A 20,680-nucleotide genomic window follows, 5' to 3' on the forward strand; every position below is an offset into this window, starting at 1 on the left:
GACGGACGCGGGTGATGGAGGCGGGTGACGCCGTCTGTCGGGGCGGGCCGGCCGCGTGGCAAGCTGCCCGCATGACTGATCAGGCCGCCCCGTCGGACGTCCCCGCCGACCTCTGGTCCACCATCGACGACCTGTACGCCTGGCTCGACGCCAACAGTCCGGTCGACGGCCAGGCGGGCCTGCTGCTGCGCATGCTGAAGCTGTCGGAGGAGGTCGGCGAGGTCTCCGAGGCGGTGATCGGGGCACTCGGCCAGAACCCCCGCAAGGGCGTCTCGCACACCTGGGAGGACGTCCAGAGCGAGCTGTGCGACGTGGTGATCACCGCTCTGGTGGCCCTGCGCACGCTCACCCCGGACACCCGTGACGTCTTCACCCGGCACCTGGCCCGGTTGCGGGAACGCTCGCTGGGCTCTCCGTCCGCAGCCTGAGCACGGTGCCCTCGCCGTTGGCCGACAGCAGCAGGGAGCCGTCCCAGTCGGCGGCGAGGCCGGCGAAGCGGCGGGCCCAGCCCGGCATGCCGCCCGCGAACAGGGCGGGCTCGGTCACGGGGACGACGCCCGGGGGCGGGCCGACCGGCAGGTCCTCGGCCTCGGTCCGGCGCTCCCCCGTGGTCAGGGAGACGGACGTCAGCCTGCGGTGCGCGGTCTCCACCGTGAACAGCTCGCCGCCCAGGACCGCGAGTCCCTGCGGTGCCCCGAGCCCGTCCGCGAGGACCGTGGTGGTCCCGTCCTCCTCGATCCGCAGCACCGCCCCGCGCCCTTCGTCGCTCACATAGCAGCGCCCCTCCGCGTCGAAGGCCACGTCCACGGGGTGGTCGAGTCCGTCGGCCCGCACGGTGAGGGTGTCGGTGTCGTCGAGGGCCACCACCCGGCCGGCGTCCGCCTCGGCGACGACGAGTGATCCGTCCGGCGCCACCGCGATGCCGAGCGGCCTGCGCAGTCCCTGGGCCCGCTGCCGGGTGGTCCCGGAGGCGGGGTCGTGGGTGCGGACCTCGCCGTACTGCGAGGTGTGGTGCAGCAGGCCGCCGTCGGCGGCGACACCGTGGGCGAACGGCAGCAGGGAGAGGGTGGTCACGCCGGCCGGTTCCAAGCCGTCGGCACCGCTGCTCGGCTCGCCCTCGTGGGAGAGCGCCGGGCTCGCCAGCCGGTAGTGGTCGGCCGCGTACACGGTCCCGCCGAGGTCGACCGTGACGCCGTAGGGGCCGTCGAAGCCGCGGGGGACGATCTCGCGGGTACGGCCGTCGGGGTGCAGTTCGGTGATGCCGCCGCCCGCGTAGCTGGAGACGAACATGCGGTTCTCGGTGTCGAAGGCCGCGTTGTCCAGGCCCTTCAGGCCGCTGGTGACGAGGGTGCGGGTCCCGGAGCCGTGCAGGTCGACGCGGGTGACGATGCCCTCGACGCCCCGGGACAGGACGTGCAGGACACCGCCCTGGTCGAAGCGGACGGCGACCGGCTGGTGCACGTCCTCGGCGACCAGCTCGGGCCCGCCGACGTCCGGGGGAATCCGCCAGACCTGGTTGGTGATCATGTGCGGGTAGTACAGGTGGCCGTCCGGGCCGCGCTGCATCGCGTTGCCGAGAGCGAGGCCCTCGGTGAGGACGACCGGATCGCCGCCGTCCGGGAAGAGCTCGAGGAGCCGGCCGTCGGGCTTCATCTCGTTGACGAAGAGCCGGTCGCCCACGCAGGTGATGCCGTTGGGGTTGATGACGTCGTCGGAGACGAGGGTGTACGTCCCGTCAGGTGTGCGGCGCCACACCCGGCCGGGGACCAGGTCGGCGATGTACATCGAGCCGTCCGCGCCGAAGGCGAGGTCGTCCGGTGACTGGACCGGGCCGTCCATCGGCACGATCACGTCGAGGTCCCCGGTGGCGATGTCGAGGGCGCTGATCCGCCCGGCCAGGAACTCGGCGACGTACAGGCGCCCGTCGGGGCCGAAGGCGACTCCGTTGGAACCCCACAGCGGGTTCGGCGGGCCGAGGCGGCTGGCCCGCCAACGGGCGCTGGTGGGGCGGTGGGAGCCGGTGTCGTCGAAGCGGCTGGGGCGCACGGCCGGGGCGCTCATTCGGCACCGGCCAGGACGTCGTCGAGGCCGCCGTCCCGGCGCCAGCGGGCCAGCAGTTCGTGGAAGACGACCGGTCCGTCGCCGAACTGCTCGCTGCGCTCCCGGGGCCGGCCTTCGTTGTTGTAGTAGCCGGGGGTGCACTCGGCGTGGAACCGGTAGAGGTCGGGCGCCTTCTGACGGATCGTCGCCACCCACTCGCCCTCGGCCTCGGCGCTCGGTTCGACGTACGCGGCTCCCCGTTCGTGCGCCTCGGCGACGACCGCGGCGATGTGCGTGGCCTGTTCGTCGAGGATGTGGACGAAGTTGACGGCGGACGCGTTCTGCATCGGGCCGAGCTGGAAGAGGTTGGGGAAGCCGTGGGTGTAGAGGCCGTGCAGGGTGCGCGGGCCGCCCTGACGCCAGGCGTCCTGGAGCGCGAGTCCGCCGCGGCCGTACGCGGGCAGCTGTCCGGAGAGCAGGCCGGAGACGCCGACCGCGAACCCGGTCGCGAAGATGACGCAGTCCACCTCGTACTCCACTGAGCCCACGACGACGGCGGTCTCGGTGATCCGCTCGACGCCGTGCGAGTCGGCGGTGTCGACGAGGGTGACGTCGGGCCGGTTGAAGGCCTGGAGGTAGTGGTCGCTGAACGTGGGCCGCTTGCACATGTAGCGGTACCAGGGCTTCAGCTTCTCCGCGGTCTCCGGGTCCTCGACGACGTCCGCCACCCGGTCGCGGATCTCGTTCATCTTCTGGAAGTCGGCGATCTCGTAGGCCCGTTCGCGTTCCTCGACCGGGACGTCGGTATAGGCGTTGGTCGGAATGAGCTTCTCCTGGAGCCGGGCGCTGCTCGTCCAGGAGTCGTTCACGAGGTCCTGGTCCGTGCGGACCCCGGTGACGACCTTGAGGAAGTTGTCCCGGCGCTCGCGCTGCCAGCCCGGCTTCAGGGAGCCCGCCCATTCCGGGTCGGTGGGGCGGTTGTCGCGTACGTCGACGGAGGAGGGCGTGCGCTGGAAGACGTACAGGCGGCGGGAGTCGGCGGCGAGGTGGGGCACCACCTGGATGGCGGTGGCGCCGGTGCCGATAAGGGCGACGCGCTTGTCGGCGAGCCCGGTCAGTCCGCCGTCGGCGTCGCCGCCGGTGTAGGCGTAGTCCCAGCGGCTGGTGTGGAAGGTGTGGCCCTTGAAGGTCTCGATCCCGGGGATGCCGGGCAGCTTGGGCTGACTGAGGGTGCCGCTGGAGACCACGACGTAGCGGGCCCGGATGCGATCGCCCCGGTCCGTGGCAACCAGCCACTCCGACCCGTCCTCGTCCCAGCGCAGTTCGGTCGCGCAGGTCTGGAAGCAGGCCTCCTCGTAGAGCCCGAAGTGGCGGCCGATCGCCCGCGCGTGCTGCCGGATCTCCTCCCCCGGCGCGTAGCGCCACTTCGGGACGTAGCCGACCTCCTCCAGCAGGGGCAGGTAGATGTACGACTCGATGTCGCAGTGGATGCCCGGGTAGCGGTTCCAGTACCAGGTGCCGCCGAAGTCGCCGCCCTTCTCGATCACCCGGATCGACTCCACCCCGGCCTGGCGCAGCCGTGCGGCGGCGAGCAGACCGCCGAACCCGCCCCCGACGATCACCGCCTCCACCCGGTCGTGCAGGGGCTCGCGGGTGAACTCCCGGTCGGCGTGCGGGTCTTCGTCGTAGGACTCGAACTCGCCGGCGACGCCTTGGTACTGGCCGCTGCCGTCGGGGCGGATACGACGGTCGCGTTCGGCGCGGTACTTGGCGCGCAGGGTCTCGGGGTCGAACCCCAGGTCACTCGGGTCAGGGAGGGAGGGGGTGGGGGGAACCGGCATGTCTCTCCTCGGTCGCGGGTGTCTTCACTCTACTTAGTGTTTGCCTGACTCAAGTAACCGTATTTTTCGCCGTGTTCGGCCGGATCCGCTCGTTCGGTCCGCGCGCCCTCATCAAGCGCCATCGAGCGGTATCGAGGCAGTTTCGCTGCGGCTTCGCGCGGTCAAGCCGGTGTCCAGTGGGCGTTGCCAGACTCGGGGCGGCGCGGCGGCTGCGGATGCCGTCGGCGATCCGGAGTGATGCAGATGCTTCCGTCACCCGACGCGGAGACCGAAGCCGAGACGCCGCCGCGGGTGGCCCGGCGCTGGCCGCTCACCGTACTGCGGGCCTGCACCTGTGTCCTGCTGCTGCTGACGCTGGCGCAGCCCGTGCTGGCCGGGATGTTCATCACCGGCGACACCGATCTGCTGGACGTGCACGCGCTCAACGCCACCCTCGTCTCCGTCATGAGCTGGCTCACGGTCGCCGCCGCCGTCACGCTGTGGCGCCCGGGCGGCGGTCCCGCGTGGCCGATCGGGCTGACGTTGCTGATCGCCGGGCTGGTCGAGGCGCAGAGCGGGTTCGGCTACGCCCGGCAGTTGTCCCTGCACATCCCGCTGGGCGTCGCGCTGGTCGCCGGACTGACCGCGCAGACGTACTGGGTGTTCGCCCACCGGCCGGGCAGCCCTACAGGGAACGGGAGTTGATGGCCATGCGGCCGAGCCGACGGACCCTGTTGAAGGCGGCCACCGCCACCGGGCTGGCCGCGGCGGGCCTCGGCACCGCGGGGTGCGGGGCGCTGACCCGGGAGGTGTCGGGGGAGCAACTGCGCAGCCGGGCGCGGCTGCCCGCCCCCTTCCGGGTGCCGCTGCCGGTGCCGGTGACGGCGACCCCCACCCGGGGGCCGGACGGCACCGACCACTACGAACTGGTGCAGCGCGCTGCCCGCGCGGAGATCCTGCCGGGCCTGCGGACCGAGGTGTGGGGCTACAACGGCCGGTTCCCCGGGACCACCCTGGTGGGCCGGTCGGGGCGGACGACGACGGTACGGGTGCGCAACGAGCTTCCCGTGCCGACCTCCACCCATCTGCACGGCGGGGTGCAGGCTCCGGACTCGGACGGCTCCCCGCTGGACCTGGTCCTCCCGCCGGGGTACGCCTCCGGCGCGGGCTCTTCGGCACACAGCGGGCACGGGGCGCACGGGTCGCAGGCCGGACACATGCGGACCCGGCCGGGCGACTGGACGTACTCGTCGGGAGCCAAGACGTACACGTATCCGCTGGACCAGCCGGCCGCGACGCTCTGGTACCACGACCACCGGATGGACTTCAGCGCGCCGCAGGTGTGGCGCGGGCTGGCCGGGCTGTTCCTCGTGCACGACGACGTGGAGGACGCTCTGCCGCTCCCCCGGGGCGAGAAGGACGTCCCGCTGATGATCTGCGACCGGGCCTTCGAGGAGGACGGCGCGTTGCGCTACCCCTCCCTGGACCCCTCGCTCACCGGTGAACCGGGGGTCGAGGACGCGTACATGGAGGGGGTGACGGGGGATGTGGTGCTCGTCAACGGGGCGCCCTGGCCCGAGTTGGAGGTCTCCGCCACCCGGTACCGGTTCCGGATCCTCAACACCTCCAACGCCCGCCGCTACCGGCTGGCCCTGGAGCCCGGTCCGCGCGAGGGCGCCGCGTTCGTGCAAGTGGGCAGCGACGCGGGGCTGTTGGATCGTCCGGTCACGCACGACTCGCTGCCGGTGGCGCCCGGGGAGCGCTTCGACGTGGTCGTCGACTTCGCCGGGTATCCGGTCGGCTCGACCGTCACCCTGGTCAACACTTTGGGGACGGGAGGCACGCGTTCGGTGATGCGGTTCCGTATCGCCCGCCGGGAGCGGGAGACCAGCCGGGTTCCGGAGCGGCTCGCCGGCGTGGCGGCGGCCCGGGCCGAACGGGCGGTGGCGGAGCGGCGGTTCGACTTCCGGCTCACGTCCGGGAGCGGCGGGGAGCTGTGGACGATCAACGGCCGGCCCTTCGACAGCGCGCGGGTGCTCGCGCGGCCCAAGCTCGGCACGGTCGAGCGGTGGCGGTTCAGCAGCGACTTCCACCATCCGGTCCATCTGCACCTGGCGCACTTCCTGGTGGTCGCCCGGGGCGGCGGATCCCCGCTGCCGAGTGACGCGGGCTGGAAGGACACGGTGGACGTGCGGCCGTACGAAGTGGTGGACGTGCTGGTGCGGTTCCGCGGGCACCGGGGGCGGTACATGGTCCACTGCCACAATCTGGAGCACGAGGACATGGCGATGATGGCGAACTTCGAAGTCGTCTGACCCGAGCGGTTGTACGACTGCTTCGCGATGCCGGCGCTCGCCGACCGTGCCGGTCGAGCCGCCGTAACCGACCGCGCGCACCAGGCCGACCGGTGGCGGGGGCGACGGCTCGTGGCGAAGCCCGGGTGGGGCCGGACCTCCCACGGCCGTCGGCTCACGCGGCGAACATGTCCAGCACCCTGCGTCCCGGCCCGCGCTGCGGGCGGTCGAGCAGCAGGTCCCCGCCGAGGATGGCCCGCTGGAGCCGCTGGAGCCGGGGCGAGGGATCAAGGCCCAGGTCCTCCACCAGGCGGTGGCGCAGCTTGGTGAAGGTCGCCAGCGCCTCGGAGGGGCGGCCGGAGCGGTAGAGGGCGATCATGTGCTGGGCGTGCAAACCCTCGTGCAGGGGCTGACGTGCCGTCAGTACCACCAATTCGGTGAGGAGTTCGGCGTGCCGGCCCAGGTACAGCTCGGCGTCGATACGGCGCTCCAGCACACCGAGCCGGCTCTCTTCCAGGCGCACCCGCTCGATCTCCAGCAGGGCGCCGCAGCGGATGTCGGCGAGGGCCGGGCCGCGCCACAGGTCGAGCGCCTCGGTGTACACCTTGACCGCGGCCTCGTCCTCGCCGGTGTCGAAGAGGCGCTGGCCGTCGGCCGCGAGGCGGTCGTACTCGAGTACGTCCACGCAGCCGGTGGGCACGATGAGGCAGTAGCCGCCGTGCCGGTAGACGAGGATCTCCTTGGCGTTGCAGCGCCCGGCGACCGAGGCGTCGATCAGCCGGCGCAGCCGCAGGATGTAGGTCTGGAGAGTGGTGGACCCGGTCCGCGGAGGGTTGTAGCCCCAGAGCTCCTCCATGATCATCGACACCGGAACCACTCGGTTGGAGTGCAGCGCCAACAGGGCCAGGATCTGGCGCATCTTGGCCGCTGACGGCAGGACCGGGGCGCCGTCCTTGTCCGCGTTGAGCGGCCCCAGCAGGGTGATATCCATCTGGTCCCCAGGTGGCTAGGAAGGGACGTACGAGCGCTCGGTGCCCCCGTACTTTGCGTAGTACATCGACAGTCCCATGGGCGGGACCTCGGCCGACAGTGCAGGCGTCCCCGGTCCGCGGTGACCCCGTCAGGGCGCCGACTATGAAGGATTCACGGCTTGTTGGGGAGACGGGACGGGCGAGTCGGCCCGGATGCGGTGACCGTTCGAATACCATGCGTGCGGGTACGTGCGCGGCATCACGGCCGTCGGACGGGGGAGGTCTGGCTTGATCCGCATCGTTATCGCCGAGGACATGCACATGGTGCGCGGTGCCCTGGTGGCACTGCTGGAGATGGAACCCGATCTCAAGGTGGTCGCCCAGTTCGATTCCGGGGACCGGTTGGTGCCGACCGCGCTGGAGTTGCTGCCGGACGTCGCGATCGTGGACATCGACCTGCCGGGGCTGGACGGGCTCAGTGCGGCCGACCTGTTACGCACGGCGGTGCCGACGTGCCGGGTGCTGATCCTGACGAGCCTCGGGCGTCCCGGTACCTTCCGGCGGGCCATGGCGGCGAAGGTGTCCGGGTTCCTGCTGAAGGACGCGCCGCCGGACCAACTGGCCGACGCGGTACGGCGGGTGGCGGCGGGGGGCCGGGTGATCGACCCCCAACTGGCGCTGGCCGCCTGGGAGGTCGAGGAGAACCCGCTGACGCGGCGCGAGGTCGAGGTGATGAAACTGGCCGCCGACGGAGCGGAGGCGATGGAGATCGCCACCCGTCTCTTCCTTTCCATCGGCACCGTCCGCAACTACCTCACCAGCGCGGTCACCAAGCTCAACGCCCGCAACAGAGTGGACGCGATCAGAATCGCCGAGGACAACGGGTGGCTGACCTGAGGGAGGCGGGAGCGGGAGCGGCGGACGGCGGACCCGCCGCCGACCCGGACAGCGGGCAGCTGCTGTGCGAGATGGAGCCGACCGTCACACGATCGGGCCGACCCGGCCTCGTGCACACGGCCGCAGCCGAGTCGTGCGGCTGGGTGACGCGCGTCGACCTGTTCGGGTTCAGGGGTGGGCGTGGTTCGGCCGGGGGGAGGTCGTCGGGGTGCGGGGGACCTCGGCGGTCAGGCGGAACCAGCCGGCGGCGTCCGCTCCCGCGGTGAGCCTGCCGCCTATCTCCTCGACGCGGGTGCGGAGGTTGCCGAGGCCGCTGCCACCGTCCTGGGAGCCGGTACGGCGGGTTTCGTCGGCCCCGTCGTTGGCCACGACCAGGCGGACCAGGGGGCCGTCCGGGCCGCTGGCCGGGCAGGCCTCGATGACGCAGTGCTGCGCCTTGCTGTGCCGCAGGACGTTGGTGACGCCCTCGCGGATCACCGTGGCCAGCACCGTCCCGGCCCGGTCGGACACCGGGCCGCAGTCCAGGTCGATCCGGGCCTCGATCTCGGCCGCGGTCAGCACGTCCTCCGCGGAGGCGGCCTCGGCGTCCAGGGACATCTCGCGGTAGCCGCGGGCCACCGACCGCACGTCGGCGAGGGCCTGTCGGGAGATCTGCAGGATGCCGACCAGTTCCTCGCGGGCGCGCTCGGGCCGCGTGGCCACCAGACGGAACGTCAGCTCGCTCTTGAGAGTGATCGCGGACAGCCCGAATCCCAGCAGGTCGTGCAGGTCCCGGGCGAAGCGGAGGCGCTCGCGGGCCACCGCCATCTCCGCCAACTCCTCGCGTGCCCGGTGCACTTCGGCCACCAGGTTGGACAGCCGGGTGAGCCCGTAGACGATGAGACCGGTGAGCACGGTGGAGACGACGAGGTAGGAGGAGTCCACCCACCCGGTGCCGTCGACCACCGCGGCCAGGCCCGTCACCGCGACGATCACCCCGAACGCCACCCAGCAGGCGGGTGCCGCGATGATCAGCAGGGACGATCCTGCAAGAAACCCTCCCATACCGCCCCAGGTGACACCGAAGAACAGCATGGGGACGTACGTCAGGACGGCCTGGCCGAGCAGTGTCCAGAGTCCGTACCGCTCCCTGAACCGCTCGGTGCCCGGGTAGCTGTGCACGGTCTGGATGGCGAACAGCGCGACGCTGGAGAAGATGCAGCCCGCCAGCAGCCAGGGCCCCGGATCACTGCCGATCACGTTGAGGACGGCGATCAGCACGAACCCGCACAGCACCATCAGGACGATGGCGAAGGCCAGTTGCGGAGGCAGGGTATCGCGCTGCTGTCTATCGGAACGCAGAAATCCCCGCGGCATCCACACACTCCCCCGTTGATGCTCACATCCGTGCGGTCATACTAGACGGCTGGAGACCGCGGTGGTGGCCCTGGCCCGGACCTTCTCCCGCTGTTCAACCGCGGCCGCCGCAGCGGAACGTTCCGGCCAGTCGGAGCCGTTGACGGGGACCCGCTCGTCGAGGTGGTGCGCATGACACCGCCGCTGCTCGTCGGAGAGCGGCCCGAGGACGAAGGACCCCACCGGCGACTCGGCCCGCCAGTCCAGTCCGAGCGCCCCGGCGCACACGGTGACGTCCTCGCTGCACACCGCGCAGCAGGCCAGCCCCATCGCGGAACCGACCAGGTAGAACGTCTGGATGAGCGCCCCCACGTGCTTGAGCACCAGCGCGTACGCCAGTCCGCTGTACTTCCACGACAGGCGCTGGAAACGCGAGGTCAGGGTGATCAGCACGGGCGGCGGTGTGGTCAGTGCCGCGGCCGCCATCGCTCCCGCGGACAGTTCGCCGGCCGCCACCGGGTCCTCGTTGACCAGCACCAGACAGTGGTCCTGCGGGTCGTAGTAGTGGATGCCCGAGGGCAGTCCGGGGCAGTCCCGGACGGTGAGGTAGAGCTCCAGGTCGTAGGCGGCGCCGCCGGTCGGGTACGGGCGGTCGCTGGCCGGGTAGGCGGTCTCGCCGTCGCCGACCATGCCGGTCGAGCGGACCCGTGCGGCCCGGTAAAGGAACTCGCCGAGGGTGCGCAGGCTCAGTGCGGACGTCCCGTACTCGCGCACGGAACGCCGTCCCTCCAGCGCGGTCGTGAACGGAGGGTCCCGGTCCAGGAGTTCGTCGAGGTCGGGCCTCGGCAGCCGGACCACCGGGCCGCTCGGCGGGTTCTTGACGGCGGGCTGCGGCTTGATCTGCGCGGCGTGCGCGAAGGTCGCGCCGTAGTCGCCGTCGTCGCGGCCCATCACCGAGCGGGTGTGGAAGAGCATGTCGTCGGCGGACCAGGTGCGCAGCACGGGGTCCTGGTCCTCCTCGAAGTCCCCGTCGGCGTTCGGCGCCACCAGCACCATCCCGGTGCCGATGAGGTAGCCGAGGATCTCCCGCACCACCGCACGGGCCAGCGGGATGTCGTCGCCGGCCTTGTCCGCGGAGACGGGCCGGCCGAGCGCCGCGACCACCCACTGGGCCTCGGGCCGGTGCAGCAGCACCCGGTGCAGCGACAGCGGGGACTCCAGCTGGAACAGGTCGCCCTCGCGGCGCAGCACCGCGAACCGGGACAGCTTCAACAGGGCGCCCTCGGGCGGGGGTTCGGGGCTGAAGCGGGCGGCATGGGTGAGCGGGACGGCGGACAGCAGCACCTGACCGTTGTCGGCGAAGGCGAGGGAGCGGACTACCAGGTCCTGGAGCCGCAGCAGCGCGCGCTGCCAGGACCGGTGGCCGCCGCCGGGGGCGACGTTGTCCAGGCTGACCGGCCCCAGGCTCATCCGGCGCAGGGTCTCCACCAGGCCGGGTTCCGGGTCGCGGACCCGCAGGTCCGACCAGCGGCCGTGGAGTTCCACCGCGGTGCCGTCCTCGGCCGTTTCGACACGGACGTCCTCACGCAGGGACCACAGCGTCGTGATCGTCTCCGGGTGGTCGTGGTCGTCGATGCGGGGTGAGTGCAGCACGGTCGGCTCCTGGGGGGAAGAGGGGCGGATCAGACGAACAGCGGCACGGGGTTCAGGTCGGCGCGGGCGACGGGCTCCGGCAGTCGCCCGAGGGCGACGGGGACGTCGTAGAGCCTGCCGGGGGCGAACCGGGTCCAGAACGAGCGCAGTCCGGGGACCAGCACCTTGACGACGGGCAGGCCGACGTCGGGGCGGGTCTGGTCGAGGACGAGCAGGTCGAGTCCGCGTGCGCGCACCGCCGCGGTGACGGCGGTGAGGTCGTCACGCAGGTCGGTGCCCGTGGGGAAGGAGAAGTCGGCCAGGGTTCTCGCGGCCGTGGAAGCGGGCCGGAGGTAGGGCTGGTTGCCCGTCGTCGCGCCCCGCCACCAGTGCAGCAGTTCGGGGTCGTTCAGGGCGTAGCCGCCGCCGTCCGGGCGGGCGTCGACCGCGGCCGGGAGCAGTTGGTTGAGCTCGGTCAGGGCCCGGCGCAGCGCGATCCTTGCGTCGAGGTGCGCGCCGAAGCCGAAGACGATGTCCTCGGCCGCCTTGTCGGTACGGCGGGACAGCGCGGCGAACACGGGGATGCCGAAGTCCGAGGTGAGGTCGAGCGCCCACACCTCGCGGCGCAGCCCCCGGTGGACGTCGATCAGCTCCTCGGTCCACAGGTCGGCTCCCGCACGCAGGTCCAGGGCGGGCCGGGGGGTGCGGTTGTACCACCACAGGGCGACGGCGTCGCGCTCGACGAGTTCCAGGAAGCCCTGAAGGACGGCGTCCTCCAGGCTGCTGCCGGCCGCGTTGCCGTTGGAGTCGGCGTGCATGAAGCGGCGGCCCGCGACGGGGTCGTGGCGTTCGGCGGCGGTGGCGAAGTAGAGCAGTGCGGTGGGCAGCATCCGGTGGCGCTGCCCGGTGAGCGACCAGACGGGGGTCCAGTCGACCTCCGCGTCCTCGTCGAAGCGTTCGGGGACGTGGTGGAACCCGGAGTGGGTGGCGTTCCACGCGTCGCGGCCGGCGTACTGCTCGTCGGCGTACAGCTGGCAGGTGTCGGGGTGTACGGCCATACCGTCGAGGTCCCGGTAGCGGGCCCGGATGCGGTACTCGTCGCCGTGCAGACAGCCGGAGTAGCGCTCGACGGCTTCGCACAGCGCGCTGACCTCGGCGTCCAGCGCGGTGACGCCCTTGCCGCCGTTGACCTGGCGCAGGCCGCCCAGCAGCGCGGTCAGGCCGGTGGCGCCGGAGACCGGGTTGGGGCCGGAGTTGAAGCTGTTGAGGAACGCCGGGCCGCCCTCGATCCGGGTGATGTCGGCGACGACACCGGTGACCGGGCTGACGAGGTGGCCGTACGTGTCGAGCATCTGCTGTGCGGAGCGGGAGCGGTGGCCCCCGCCGCCGCCCGGTGCCTTGGGCCGGGACCGAGGGACGACGGGGGCCATGGCTCTCTGGGCGCCGAGCCCCGGGTCGCCGCAGTCGGCGCACTGCGGCCGGCGCCGCACGACGTGGTGGCGGGAGCCCAGGGTCAGGGTGTCGAAGGTGAGCACCCGGTCCTGGCCGGGGTGGTGGCCCGCCAGCCACTTGGCGGCCTCGATCGCGGCGAGGTGCAGTCCGGCGCCCAGGGTGCAGGGGATGCCCGCGGCGGGGCCGGGCACCGGTCCGGTGCGGCCGAGGGCGGCGCCGACCTGGGACTCGACGCCGCGGTGCAGCCGTACCGGGTGGGCGAGGCAGGACCAGCAGGCGCCGGTGCCCGGGCGGAAGACGGGGCCGACCCAGATGGTGGCGCCGCTGGGCTTGACCAGCAGCCAGGGCCGGCCGTTCGCACGGTGTTCGGCGTCCAGGGCGGCCAGTTCCGGGGCGAGGTAGTCGTCGCAGATGACGACGGTGAGGGCGGCGCCGGGGGCCGGATCGGTGGTGACGGCGAGCCCGGAGGCCCGCAGTGCGCGGGCGGCGTACGCGGCGTCGAAGTCTCCGACGGTACGCAGCTCCACGACGGTGGACGCGGTCCGCAGTCGGGTCCGGTGTCCCTCGAGGCCCGCGAGTTCCCAGTAGGCCTCGGCGCTGTGGTTGGCCGGCTCGGAGCAGTGGTGCTCCCGGTACTCGATGAAGCCGGCGTCGGCGAGTTGGGCGAGAAGGGCGGTGAGCCGCTCGGCGGGCAGCGGTTCGGGGCTGTCCCGCAGCAGCGCGGGCAGGTCCCGGCTGCCGTCGAGCAGCGGCACGACCGCTTCCAGATGGGGTGCCCTGAGGGCGGTGATCCCGTGTTCGGAAATCAGATAGGTCGCGTCGTCCGGCACCACCTCCGCACGGAGGTGGCGCCGGAACCCGATCAACGTCCGGTTCATGAGGCGGAGTTGCTCGCATAGCAGAGAGTGAACATGGCGGGCCGGGTATGGGGTGCCGTCAGCACTTCGATCACCAGGTCCATGGGCTCGTCCTGCCCGGTGTACGGGAGGAACGTCTCCTGGTGCTGCTGCGGCGTGTTGGTGGAGCGGCTTTCCTGCGTGACGACCTGACTGATGTGCGTCATGGGGAAGCTCCTGCGTCGAAGGTGTGGTGCCCGGTGCGGACGACAACCAGCATGCGGGGCGGGCGGATCCGGGCACAGTCAAGGCGTCACCGGCCCCTTGTGAGGAATTCACACGTCCTCACGACCACTGTTCGGTCCACCGACGGTCCACTTGCCTGCCAGTCCCTGCCTGCATGGTCGTCGCAAAGGCTCCAGCCCCAGGACGGCTTCAGCCGCGAGAACCGCAGAAGGAGGGAGGACCCATGGTGGCCGCGGACCTGAGAAACGATGCGGAGCGGTCTCTCGACCAGCTCTTCGACTGGTGCTGCGCGGGCACGGGGGCCCGGCCGCCCGGCCGGCCCGGTGTGTTCCGCTTCGTCGTCACGACCCCTACCGGTACCCGCACCCGCTATGTGACCAGCACGGACGAGGGCGCCTCGGTGCTGAGGACCGCGCCGTGCCCGCCCAACTCCACCGTGACGGTGAGCCAGGAGGACCTGACCCGGCTGGTGCTCGGTGACCTGCGCGGCTCGCTGGCCTTCGCCACCGGCGCCCTCCAGATCGAGGGGGACGTCTTCCTCGCGATGACCTGGATCGACCAGCTGAGGAGGGGACTGTGACCGTCCTGTCCCAGGAGAGCGTCCCGGGCACGGGCGAACCGGGGTCGGCTCAAGTCCCCGCGGAGCCCGCCCAGTTGACCAACGGCAGCGGGCGGCTGGCCGAGCTGCGGCATGTGAAGCAGCAGGCACTGGCCGGACCCGACCCCAAGGCCACCGAACGGCAGCACGCCCGCGGCAAACTGACCGCGCGTGAGCGCATCGGGCTGCTGCTGGACGAGGGCTCGTTCACCGAGATCGAGGGACTGCGCCGGCACCGGGCCACCGGCTTCGGGCTGGAGTCGAAGAAGCCGTACTCGGACGGCGTGATCACCGGCTGGGGCACGGTCCACGGCCGTACGGTCTTCGTCTACGCCCATGACTTCCGCATCTTCGGCGGCGCTCTCGGCGAGGCGCACGCCCAGAAGATCCACAAGGTGATGGACCTCGCCGCCTCCGCCGGCGCCCCGCTGGTCAGCCTCAACGACGGGGCGGGCGCCCGGATCCAGGAGGGGGTGACGGCGCTGGCCGGGTACGGCGGCATCTTCAGCCGCAACACCCGCTCCTCCGGGGTCATCCCGCAGATCAGCGTGATGCTGGGCCCGTGCGCGGGTGGCGCGGCCTACTCCCCCGCCCTGACCGACTATGTGTTCATGGTCCGTGAGACCTCACAGATGTTCATCACCGGCCCGGACGTGGTCCGCGCGGTGACGGGTGAGGAAATCAGCCAGAACGGGCTCGGCGGAGCGGACACCCACGCGTCGATCTCGGGCGTGGCGCACTTCGTGTACGACGACGAGGCCTCGTGTCTCGAAGAGGTGCGCTATCTGCTGTCGCTGCTGCCGCAGAACAACCGGGAGCTGCCGCCCCTCGACGCGGGCGACGACCCCGACGACCGGGTCTGCGAGGCACTGCTCGACCTGGTGCCCGAGGATCCGTCGCGGCCGTACGACATCCGGAAGGTGATCGAGGAGATCACCGACCACGGTGAGCACTTCGAGGTGCAGGCCGGGTGGGCCGGCAGCGTGGTGTGCACGCTGGCCCGGCTCGGCGGGCAGGTCGTGGGCATCGTCGGAAACCAGCCGCAGTCCCAGGCCGGGGTGCTGGACATCCACTCCTCGGAGAAGGCCGCGCGGTTCGTGCAGACCTGCGACGCGTTCAACATCCCGCTGGTGACGCTGCTGGACGTGCCGGGCTTCCTGCCCGGGGTCGACCAGGAGCACGGCGGCATCATCCGGCACGGCGCCAAGCTGCTGTACGCGTACTGCAACGCCACGGTGCCGCGGATCCAGGTGATCCTGCGCAAGGCGTACGGCGGCGCGTACATCGTCATGGACTCCCGGTCGATCGGCTCGGACCTGTCGTTCGCGTGGCCCACCAACGAGATCGCGGTGATGGGCGCGGAGGGCGCGGCCAACGTGGTCTTCCGTCGGGAGATAGCCGCCGCGGACGACCCGGAGGCGGAGCGGGCCCGGCTGATCGCGTCCTACAAGGACGAGCTGATGCACCCGTACTACGCGGCCGAACGCGGCCTGGTGGACGACGTGATCGACCCGCGGGACACCCGCCGGCTGCTGATCACCTCCCTGCGGATGCTGCGCGCGAAGCACGCCGAAGTACCGGCCCGTAAGCACGGAAACCCGCCGATGTAGGGGCGGTTCGGGTGGGCGGCGCACCGGATGGGTAGGTCCGGTGCGCTGTCCGTTCGGCGCCAGATCCTCCGTAACACCACACTCTCACTGAGGAGTTCCGATGAGTCACACCCTCCCCTGGTCCAAAGGGCCGGCGGCCGGGGCCGGAGGCGGTCAAGTCGTCGTCATGGCATCCCGGTTGAAACTCAAGTCGATCGTGCGTGTGCCGCGTTTCTTCATCCTGTCCGGGGGCGTCTACAAGCAGGCGCAGAACTCCCCCGGGAACGTGGGGATCTCGCTGCGGGCCGACCCCTGGCACAAGACGTTCTGGACGCTCTCGTCCTGGGAGAGCCGGCAGGCGCTGCAGTCGTACATCCAGACCGATCCGCACCTGTCGGTGATGACGAAGCTGAAACCGGCCATGCGCGAGTCGCTGTTCACCTCCTGGAAGCAGGACGCCGCACTGCCGCCGAACTGGGAAGAGGCCGACCGGCGGCTGGCCGAGCAGGAGGCGCGCCGCGCCGCCGCCGATCCGCAGCCCGGGTGACGCGGCTCGGCTGACGCGGCACACGCACCGGCACGCACACACGCGGGTACGCACATGGGTACGGGTACGACGGCAGGGGACGCCGTCGTACCCGTACGTCTTTCACTTCGTCGTCAGTTCGCTCACATGTACCGCGGTCGGGACGCCGGCCCGAACAGGTGGCCCACCGCGTCGGCCAGCCGGCCCGCGCCGACGCCGTACCGCTGGGTGCGCAGGACGAACCTCAGGTGCGGCCGGGCCGGATCGAACTCGTCGGTCAGCAGCGGCGGGAGCAGCGCGGCCGGGGTCCGGCGCACCAACTCGGCTCCGGTGCGCAGCAGTTCGACACCGGGGCGGCGCAACGGGCCGGGCAGCCAGTCGAGGACCGGGATACGGACGTCGACGGGCTCGTCCGGGTACGGGTCGGGGCCGGGCACCAGCCGGCGTACGGACGCGGGCGCCGCGGCGAGTTCCTCGGCCAGCAGGCTGACGGTGTGTTCCGCCCCGTCGAGGACGACCAGCACGTTGCGCCGGGCGGCGAGGTGGGCGGTGAGCGCGGCGGCGTCGGCGGCCTGGGGCCAGATGCCCACGGGCCGCCACCGGCCGGGTCCGGGCCTGCTCCACAGCATGCGGCGGCTGCCCTCGAAGACGACCAGGGTGCTGCCGTGGCGTTCGGTGGCGACGGTCTGCGCGGTCAGTTCCGTCCGCGATGTCTGCGCGGTCTGTGCGGTCTGTGCGGTCTGTGCGGCCGTCATGGTCACACCGACTTCGCGACGAGGGCGAGCGGCAGGTGCCGCAGCACAGCGCCCGCCGGCGCCCACGGCCACGCGGGCACATAGGCCTTGGCCGGTTCGCGTTCCATCGCGCGCACCAGGAGTGCGCAGCCCTTGTCGGTGTCCATGATGAACGGCGTCTTGTCCAGGTGCTCGTTCATCTCGGTGCGGATGTAGCCCGGGAACAGCGCGGTGACCTTCAGCGGGGTGCCGAGGACGTCGGCGCGGATTCCGTCGGCGAGGGTGGCGAGGCCGGCCTTCGAGGCGGCGTACGCGGTCAGGTGCCGGGGCATGCCGCGGGCCGCGCTGACCGAGGACACCACCACGAGGTGGCCGGAGCCCTGGTCCCGGAAGGTCTCCATGGCGGCCTCGCACTGGGCCAGGCCCGCGAGAAAGTTGGTCTCGGCGGTGGCCCGGTTGACCTCGAACCGCCCGGTGCCGACGGAGGCGCCCGCGCCGAGGCCGGCGTTGACGACGATCCGGTCCAGGCTGCCGAACTCCCGCCGCACGGAACGGAAGGCGGCCGCGGTGGCCTCGTAGTCGCGTACGTCGAGTTGACGCACCGTCACCTGGATGCCCGGGTAGGCGCGGGTGAGTTCCTCGCGCACCTCCTCCAGTTTGTCCGCGCGGCGGGCGCACAGGGCCAGGTTCCTTCCCCGCGCTGCCAGTTGACGGGCCATGCCGCGGCCAAGGCCCGAACTCGCCCCGGTGATCAGGATGTTCTTGCGCATGTCTCCTCGTTCCTCGGGCCGGGATCAGCCCGTCGCTGCGGCGGGTGCGGGTGCGGGAGCGTCGAGGGCCGGCTGGGGGCGCGGGGCGGCCGAGGCCCGGGCGAGGCTGTGCAGGACGGCGATCCGGCGCCGTTCGGTGCGGTCGAGGCCGTGTCCTCGTACGCAGGCCGCGACGGCGATCTCGTCGGCGCGGCGCCGGATGAGGCGGGCGCTCTCCTCGTCGGGGCGGCCGTAGGTCCGGCCGGCCCGTTCGCCGAGCTGCTCCATGCGGGCCCGCGCCCGGCCGCGCAGGTCGGCGATCTGGGCGCTGCGGGTCCGTCCGCCGGGCGCGCTGGTCAGCCGGGCGCCGAACACCAGGCGCGCGGTGGCCCGGTGGGGCACGACCTCGCCCTTGGGCAGGATCCGTTCGGCGCCGTGGATCATCACGGGGACGACCGGGATGCCGGTGCGGACGGCGAAGTAGAAGGGGCCGTCGTTGAACGGGGCCAGGCCGCCGCCGGTCCAGCGGGTGCCCTCCGGGTACATGCACAGCACGTCGCCGCCGTCGAGGACCTCCGTCATGGCGGCCAGGGCGTTGCGGTCCGGGTTGTCGCTGTCGAGCGGGATGCAGCCGACGCTGAGCCGGACCAGCCGTTTGACGGGGTGGTGGAAGTTCGCGGCCTTGGCCGGGAAGTAGACGTGTTCGCCACGGGCGCCGTAGAGAACGGTCTCCAGCAGGTAGTGGTCGAAGAAGCTCAGATGGTTGGAGACCACGATGAACGGTCCCTCGGCGGGGATGTGGCCGATGCCCTCCACCGAGTCGACATGATGTCTGGCGACCCAGTGGCGGAACGACGTGGACAGCGTGTCGTTGATCTTGAAGCTTCCCTTGTGCGGGTCCATCGACGGGTCATCCCTTCCCTCGGGCCCCGGGGGCGGCGGCTGCGCTGCTCGGGGCCTGTTCGTGCTGGAGGGCGCGGCTCATCCGGATCGCGGACTGGCGGCGCCGCTGGGTGCGCGGGTGGTCGGCGGGGGCCTCGATGACGCGTTCCAGGGCGGACAACGCGGCGGTGGGCCGGTCGGCGGCCAGCAGGGCTTCCGCGTGGCCGAGGACGTAGCGGGTGTCGCCCCGGCCGAGCCGGTCGGCGGCCTCCAGGTGGGCGACGGCGAGCTCACGGCGGCCGCCCAGCAGGCCGGGCGCGGACAGATGCCAGCGGCCGAGCAGGTAGTTGGCCATGAGGTGGTTCGGATCGCGGCGCAGCGCCTCCTCGGCGCCGGCCCGCAGCCGCCACAGCGCGGCGGCCTTCACGGGCAGCGCACGGGTCTCGTTGCGCAGCGCGGTCAGCCGCAGCCGTCCGACCCGCAGGTCGATGTTGTGCGGGTCGCCGAGCCGCCCCAGGTCGAGCAGGAGCGCGGCCTGCGCGTACAGGGTGCTGTCGGGCAGCGGGTCGGTGCGGCTGAGGAGCGCCTCGAAGACCCGGTCGAGATGGCGGGCGGCGGCCCGTGCCGAGCAGGGGCCGGCGGACCACTCGGGGTTCCTGGCCTGCCCGACGAGGGTGGTGAGGGCGGTGTGCCCGGCCCTGACCCGGTGCCGGACCGAGTGCTCGATCGGGTCCTGGGGCAGCAGGGGCCCGAAGACGACCCGGGTGCGGCGGCCGTCCGGCCACAGCGCGACGGGCAGGACGGGCGCCGCGGCCCGGTCCCCCGCCGACACGGCCTCGGCCACGCCCCGGACCACCACGGTCTCGTCGTAGGCGAGGGCGTTCAGCGCGTCGGGGCCGTCGAGCCGGCGGGTGGGCCTGCCGCGCACCGCGAACAGGGCGGTGTTCAGCGGGCGTTCGCCGTCGCCTCCGGCGAGCACCACGAGGGGGCCGTGCGCGGGAACGTGCTCCAGGCCCTCGACGGCCGCCGGTAAGCCTCGTACAGCGTGCTTGTTCTGCTTGAGCATGGCCGACCTCCCTGGTCCGCGCAGTCCTACGGAGTGAAGTGGGGGTGGTGCGGTGCGTCGGCCGCCGGGGCCTGCTCCGGGCCCCGGCGGCCGGGCCGTCAGGCGCGTACGGGCTCCTCCTCACGCGCCTTCCGCTCCGCCTCAAGCGCCTCCGGCAGCGCCATGTAGCGGCCCGTGAGACCGGCCACCAGCAGGCCGACCAGCACGACGATGTAGACCCAGGTGAGCGCGTTGCCCCAGCGGACGTCGTCGGCGTACAGGCCGAGCGCGGCCATCGACAGGATGCTGAGCGTGACGTCCGTCAGGAAGCCGGCCCGCATGCGGTGCAGGTCGTGCTCCCACAGGGCCTGCCAGGCGCCGGCGCCGAAGGCGAAGAACCAGGCGCCGAGCATCCGGGCGTCCAGCGGGTCCAGCTGCCAGGCCCAGGCGTCGCCGACCGCGTCGGGGGCGATCCACAGGGCGAAGGCGAGGCCCCACAGGACGGCGCCCATGATCGCCGTGGGGATGCTGACGTCGGCCCTCATCGGGGCCGGGCCGCGCGGGTCGGCGACCTTGGGGCCGGTGTTGTGGACCTTGTAGACGAGGAAGCAGGTCACCTGGAACACCGCCAGGGAGGCCAGCCACAGCCAGGCGAAGACACGGGCGAGCGCCGGGCCCTCGGTGAAGTGGAACTGGTCGGCGTACACGCCCGCCAGCACCAGGGCCGACAGCAGCAGGGTGATCGGGGCGAAGACGGTGCCGCGGGCGCTCGTCCAGTCCTTCTCCGGCAGGGTCAGCAGGAACATCGTGCAGGCTCCCGCGTAACCGGCGCCCAGCGCGGCGGCGCTCAGCGAGTTACCGGTCTCCCAGGCGAAGAAGTCGCCGGTGCGGGAGCTGAGGAAGTAGAGCGGGACGAAGGAGAGCGCGCAGTGGATGAGCACCGGCCAGAAGAACAGGCTGCGCAGCCAGGGGTGGACGGGCCGGGCGATCCGCTCCTCGGAGCGGACCGGCTCGATGGTGGTTGCCATGGGAAA

General features: G+C 72.0%; 19 protein-coding genes. 7 read left to right on the top strand and 12 right to left on the bottom strand.

The annotated features are described in order from the left end of the window. Window positions 1-71: 71 nt before the first annotated feature. Complete coding sequence (locus OHA64_RS13580) at window positions 72-428, top strand: MazG-like family protein (RefSeq protein ID WP_405612555.1); 357 nt, start codon at window positions 72-74, stop codon at window positions 426-428. Here the strand turns inward: OHA64_RS13580 and OHA64_RS13585 are convergent. Continuing rightward, window positions 370-2,061, bottom strand: a complete 1,692-nt coding sequence (locus OHA64_RS13585) for a PQQ-binding-like beta-propeller repeat protein (RefSeq protein WP_405612557.1) — start codon at window positions 2,059-2,061, stop codon at window positions 370-372. The genes OHA64_RS13580 and OHA64_RS13585 overlap by 59 nt on opposite strands. Next, window positions 2,058-3,881, bottom strand: coding sequence for a flavin-containing monooxygenase (locus tag OHA64_RS13590; RefSeq protein WP_405612559.1), 1,824 nt, complete (start codon window positions 3,879-3,881; stop codon window positions 2,058-2,060). Before OHA64_RS13590 ends, OHA64_RS13585 begins: the two co-directional genes overlap by 4 nt. Window positions 3,882-4,124: 243 nt before the next feature. Here OHA64_RS13590 and OHA64_RS13595 point away from each other — a divergent pair, with 243 nt between their 5' ends. After that, entirely contained in the window at window positions 4,125-4,565 is a 441-nt protein-coding gene (locus OHA64_RS13595) for a hypothetical protein (RefSeq protein WP_405612561.1), read from the top strand. Further along, window positions 4,565-6,175: a multicopper oxidase family protein gene (locus OHA64_RS13600; RefSeq protein WP_405612563.1), complete on the top strand. Its 1,611-nt coding sequence runs from the start codon at window positions 4,565-4,567 to the stop codon at window positions 6,173-6,175. The genes OHA64_RS13595 and OHA64_RS13600 overlap by 1 nt, the downstream gene beginning before the upstream one ends. 154 nt (window positions 6,176-6,329) lie before the next feature. Here the strand turns inward: OHA64_RS13600 and OHA64_RS13605 are convergent, their stop codons facing one another. Then, window positions 6,330-7,145: a BTAD domain-containing putative transcriptional regulator gene (locus OHA64_RS13605; protein ID WP_405612565.1), complete on the bottom strand. Its 816-nt coding sequence runs from the start codon at window positions 7,143-7,145 to the stop codon at window positions 6,330-6,332. Window positions 7,146-7,413: 268 nt separating this feature from the next. On the opposite strand from OHA64_RS13605, the gene OHA64_RS13610 reads away from it, so the two are divergent. After that, window positions 7,414-8,022 carry a DNA-binding response regulator gene (locus OHA64_RS13610; protein WP_405612567.1) on the top strand — a complete coding sequence of 203 codons (609 nt, stop codon included), beginning with the start codon at window positions 7,414-7,416 and terminating at the stop codon, window positions 8,020-8,022. Window positions 8,023-8,190: 168 nt separating this feature from the next. Here the strand turns inward: OHA64_RS13610 and OHA64_RS13615 are convergent, their stop codons facing one another. Genes OHA64_RS13615 through OHA64_RS13630 form a run of 4 tightly spaced genes read right to left on the bottom strand, consistent with a single transcriptional unit; the run spans window position 8,191 to window position 13,504 of the window. Then, window positions 8,191-9,378: a sensor histidine kinase gene (locus tag OHA64_RS13615; protein ID WP_405612569.1), complete on the bottom strand. Its 1,188-nt coding sequence runs from the start codon at window positions 9,376-9,378 to the stop codon at window positions 8,191-8,193. A gap of 36 nt (window positions 9,379-9,414) precedes the next feature. Beyond that, window positions 9,415-11,010, bottom strand: coding sequence for a SagB family peptide dehydrogenase (locus OHA64_RS13620; protein WP_405612571.1), 1,596 nt, complete (start codon window positions 11,008-11,010; stop codon window positions 9,415-9,417). Window positions 11,011-11,039: 29 nt separating this feature from the next. Continuing rightward, a complete protein-coding gene (locus tag OHA64_RS13625) occupies window positions 11,040-13,319 on the bottom strand; it encodes a TOMM precursor leader peptide-binding protein (RefSeq protein WP_405612573.1) in 2,280 nt (759 codons plus the stop codon). Then, window positions 13,316-13,504 (bottom strand): hypothetical protein, encoded by a 189-nt coding sequence (locus OHA64_RS13630; RefSeq protein ID WP_405612575.1) that lies wholly within the window; start codon window positions 13,502-13,504, stop codon window positions 13,316-13,318. The genes OHA64_RS13625 and OHA64_RS13630 overlap by 4 nt, the downstream gene beginning before the upstream one ends. 242 nt (window positions 13,505-13,746) lie before the next feature. Between OHA64_RS13630 and OHA64_RS13635 the strand changes: the two genes are divergently transcribed. From OHA64_RS13635 to OHA64_RS13645, 3 genes are all read left to right on the top strand, one after another. Then, complete coding sequence (locus OHA64_RS13635; protein WP_405612577.1) at window positions 13,747-14,103, top strand: SCP2 sterol-binding domain-containing protein; 357 nt, start codon at window positions 13,747-13,749, stop codon at window positions 14,101-14,103. After that, the gene (locus OHA64_RS13640; protein ID WP_405612579.1) at window positions 14,100-15,731 is read left to right on the top strand and encodes an acyl-CoA carboxylase subunit beta; all 1,632 of its coding nucleotides are present in this window, start codon (window positions 14,100-14,102) and stop codon (window positions 15,729-15,731) included. Before OHA64_RS13635 ends, OHA64_RS13640 begins: the two co-directional genes overlap by 4 nt. Window positions 15,732-15,831: 100 nt before the next feature. After that, complete coding sequence (locus tag OHA64_RS13645) at window positions 15,832-16,257, top strand: DUF3291 domain-containing protein (protein ID WP_405612581.1); 426 nt, start codon at window positions 15,832-15,834, stop codon at window positions 16,255-16,257. Window positions 16,258-16,379: 122 nt separating this feature from the next. Here OHA64_RS13645 and OHA64_RS13650 read toward each other — a convergent pair whose 3' ends face one another. The 5 genes from OHA64_RS13650 to OHA64_RS13670 form a co-directional block, all read right to left on the bottom strand. Next, window positions 16,380-16,991 (bottom strand): hypothetical protein, encoded by a 612-nt coding sequence (locus tag OHA64_RS13650; RefSeq protein ID WP_405612583.1) that lies wholly within the window; start codon window positions 16,989-16,991, stop codon window positions 16,380-16,382. 2 nt (window positions 16,992-16,993) lie between these two features. Continuing rightward, the gene (locus tag OHA64_RS13655) at window positions 16,994-17,740 is read right to left on the bottom strand and encodes an SDR family oxidoreductase (RefSeq protein ID WP_405612585.1); all 747 of its coding nucleotides are present in this window, start codon (window positions 17,738-17,740) and stop codon (window positions 16,994-16,996) included. A 24-nt stretch (window positions 17,741-17,764) separates the two neighbouring features. Then, window positions 17,765-18,622, bottom strand: a complete 858-nt coding sequence (locus OHA64_RS13660; protein WP_405612587.1) for a lysophospholipid acyltransferase family protein — start codon at window positions 18,620-18,622, stop codon at window positions 17,765-17,767. Between the two features lie 7 nt (window positions 18,623-18,629). Then, window positions 18,630-19,667 carry a tetratricopeptide repeat protein gene (locus OHA64_RS13665; protein ID WP_405612589.1) on the bottom strand — a complete coding sequence of 346 codons (1,038 nt, stop codon included), beginning with the start codon at window positions 19,665-19,667 and terminating at the stop codon, window positions 18,630-18,632. 98 nt (window positions 19,668-19,765) lie between these two features. Next, entirely contained in the window at window positions 19,766-20,674 is a 909-nt protein-coding gene (locus OHA64_RS13670; protein WP_405612591.1) for a hypothetical protein, read from the bottom strand. Window positions 20,675-20,680 lie beyond the last annotated feature (6 nt).

The organism is Streptomyces sp. NBC_00076 (assembly GCF_045041235.1).
Taxonomy (GTDB): domain Bacteria; phylum Actinomycetota; class Actinomycetes; order Streptomycetales; family Streptomycetaceae; genus Streptomyces.

Coding starts and splice junctions, on each gene's coding strand:
- OHA64_RS13580 (WP_405612555.1), top strand. CDS start 72: ATGACTGATCAGGCCGCCCCGTCGGACGTCCCCGCCGACCTCTGGTCC.
- OHA64_RS13585 (WP_405612557.1), bottom strand. CDS start 2,061: ATGAGCGCCCCGGCCGTGCGCCCCAGCCGCTTCGACGACACCGGCTCC.
- OHA64_RS13590 (WP_405612559.1), bottom strand. CDS start 3,881: ATGCCGGTTCCCCCCACCCCCTCCCTCCCTGACCCGAGTGACCTGGGG.
- OHA64_RS13595 (WP_405612561.1), top strand. CDS start 4,125: ATGCTTCCGTCACCCGACGCGGAGACCGAAGCCGAGACGCCGCCGCGG.
- OHA64_RS13600 (WP_405612563.1), top strand. CDS start 4,565: ATGGCCATGCGGCCGAGCCGACGGACCCTGTTGAAGGCGGCCACCGCC.
- OHA64_RS13605 (WP_405612565.1), bottom strand. CDS start 7,145: ATGGATATCACCCTGCTGGGGCCGCTCAACGCGGACAAGGACGGCGCC.
- OHA64_RS13615 (WP_405612569.1), bottom strand. CDS start 9,378: ATGCCGCGGGGATTTCTGCGTTCCGATAGACAGCAGCGCGATACCCTG.
- OHA64_RS13625 (WP_405612573.1), bottom strand. CDS start 13,319: ATGAACCGGACGTTGATCGGGTTCCGGCGCCACCTCCGTGCGGAGGTG.
- OHA64_RS13630 (WP_405612575.1), bottom strand. CDS start 13,504: ATGACGCACATCAGTCAGGTCGTCACGCAGGAAAGCCGCTCCACCAAC.
- OHA64_RS13635 (WP_405612577.1), top strand. CDS start 13,747: ATGGTGGCCGCGGACCTGAGAAACGATGCGGAGCGGTCTCTCGACCAG.
- OHA64_RS13645 (WP_405612581.1), top strand. CDS start 15,832: ATGAGTCACACCCTCCCCTGGTCCAAAGGGCCGGCGGCCGGGGCCGGA.
- OHA64_RS13650 (WP_405612583.1), bottom strand. CDS start 16,991: ATGACGGCCGCACAGACCGCACAGACCGCACAGACCGCGCAGACATCG.
- OHA64_RS13655 (WP_405612585.1), bottom strand. CDS start 17,740: ATGCGCAAGAACATCCTGATCACCGGGGCGAGTTCGGGCCTTGGCCGC.
- OHA64_RS13660 (WP_405612587.1), bottom strand. CDS start 18,622: ATGGACCCGCACAAGGGAAGCTTCAAGATCAACGACACGCTGTCCACG.
- OHA64_RS13665 (WP_405612589.1), bottom strand. CDS start 19,667: ATGCTCAAGCAGAACAAGCACGCTGTACGAGGCTTACCGGCGGCCGTC.
- OHA64_RS13670 (WP_405612591.1), bottom strand. CDS start 20,674: ATGGCAACCACCATCGAGCCGGTCCGCTCCGAGGAGCGGATCGCCCGG.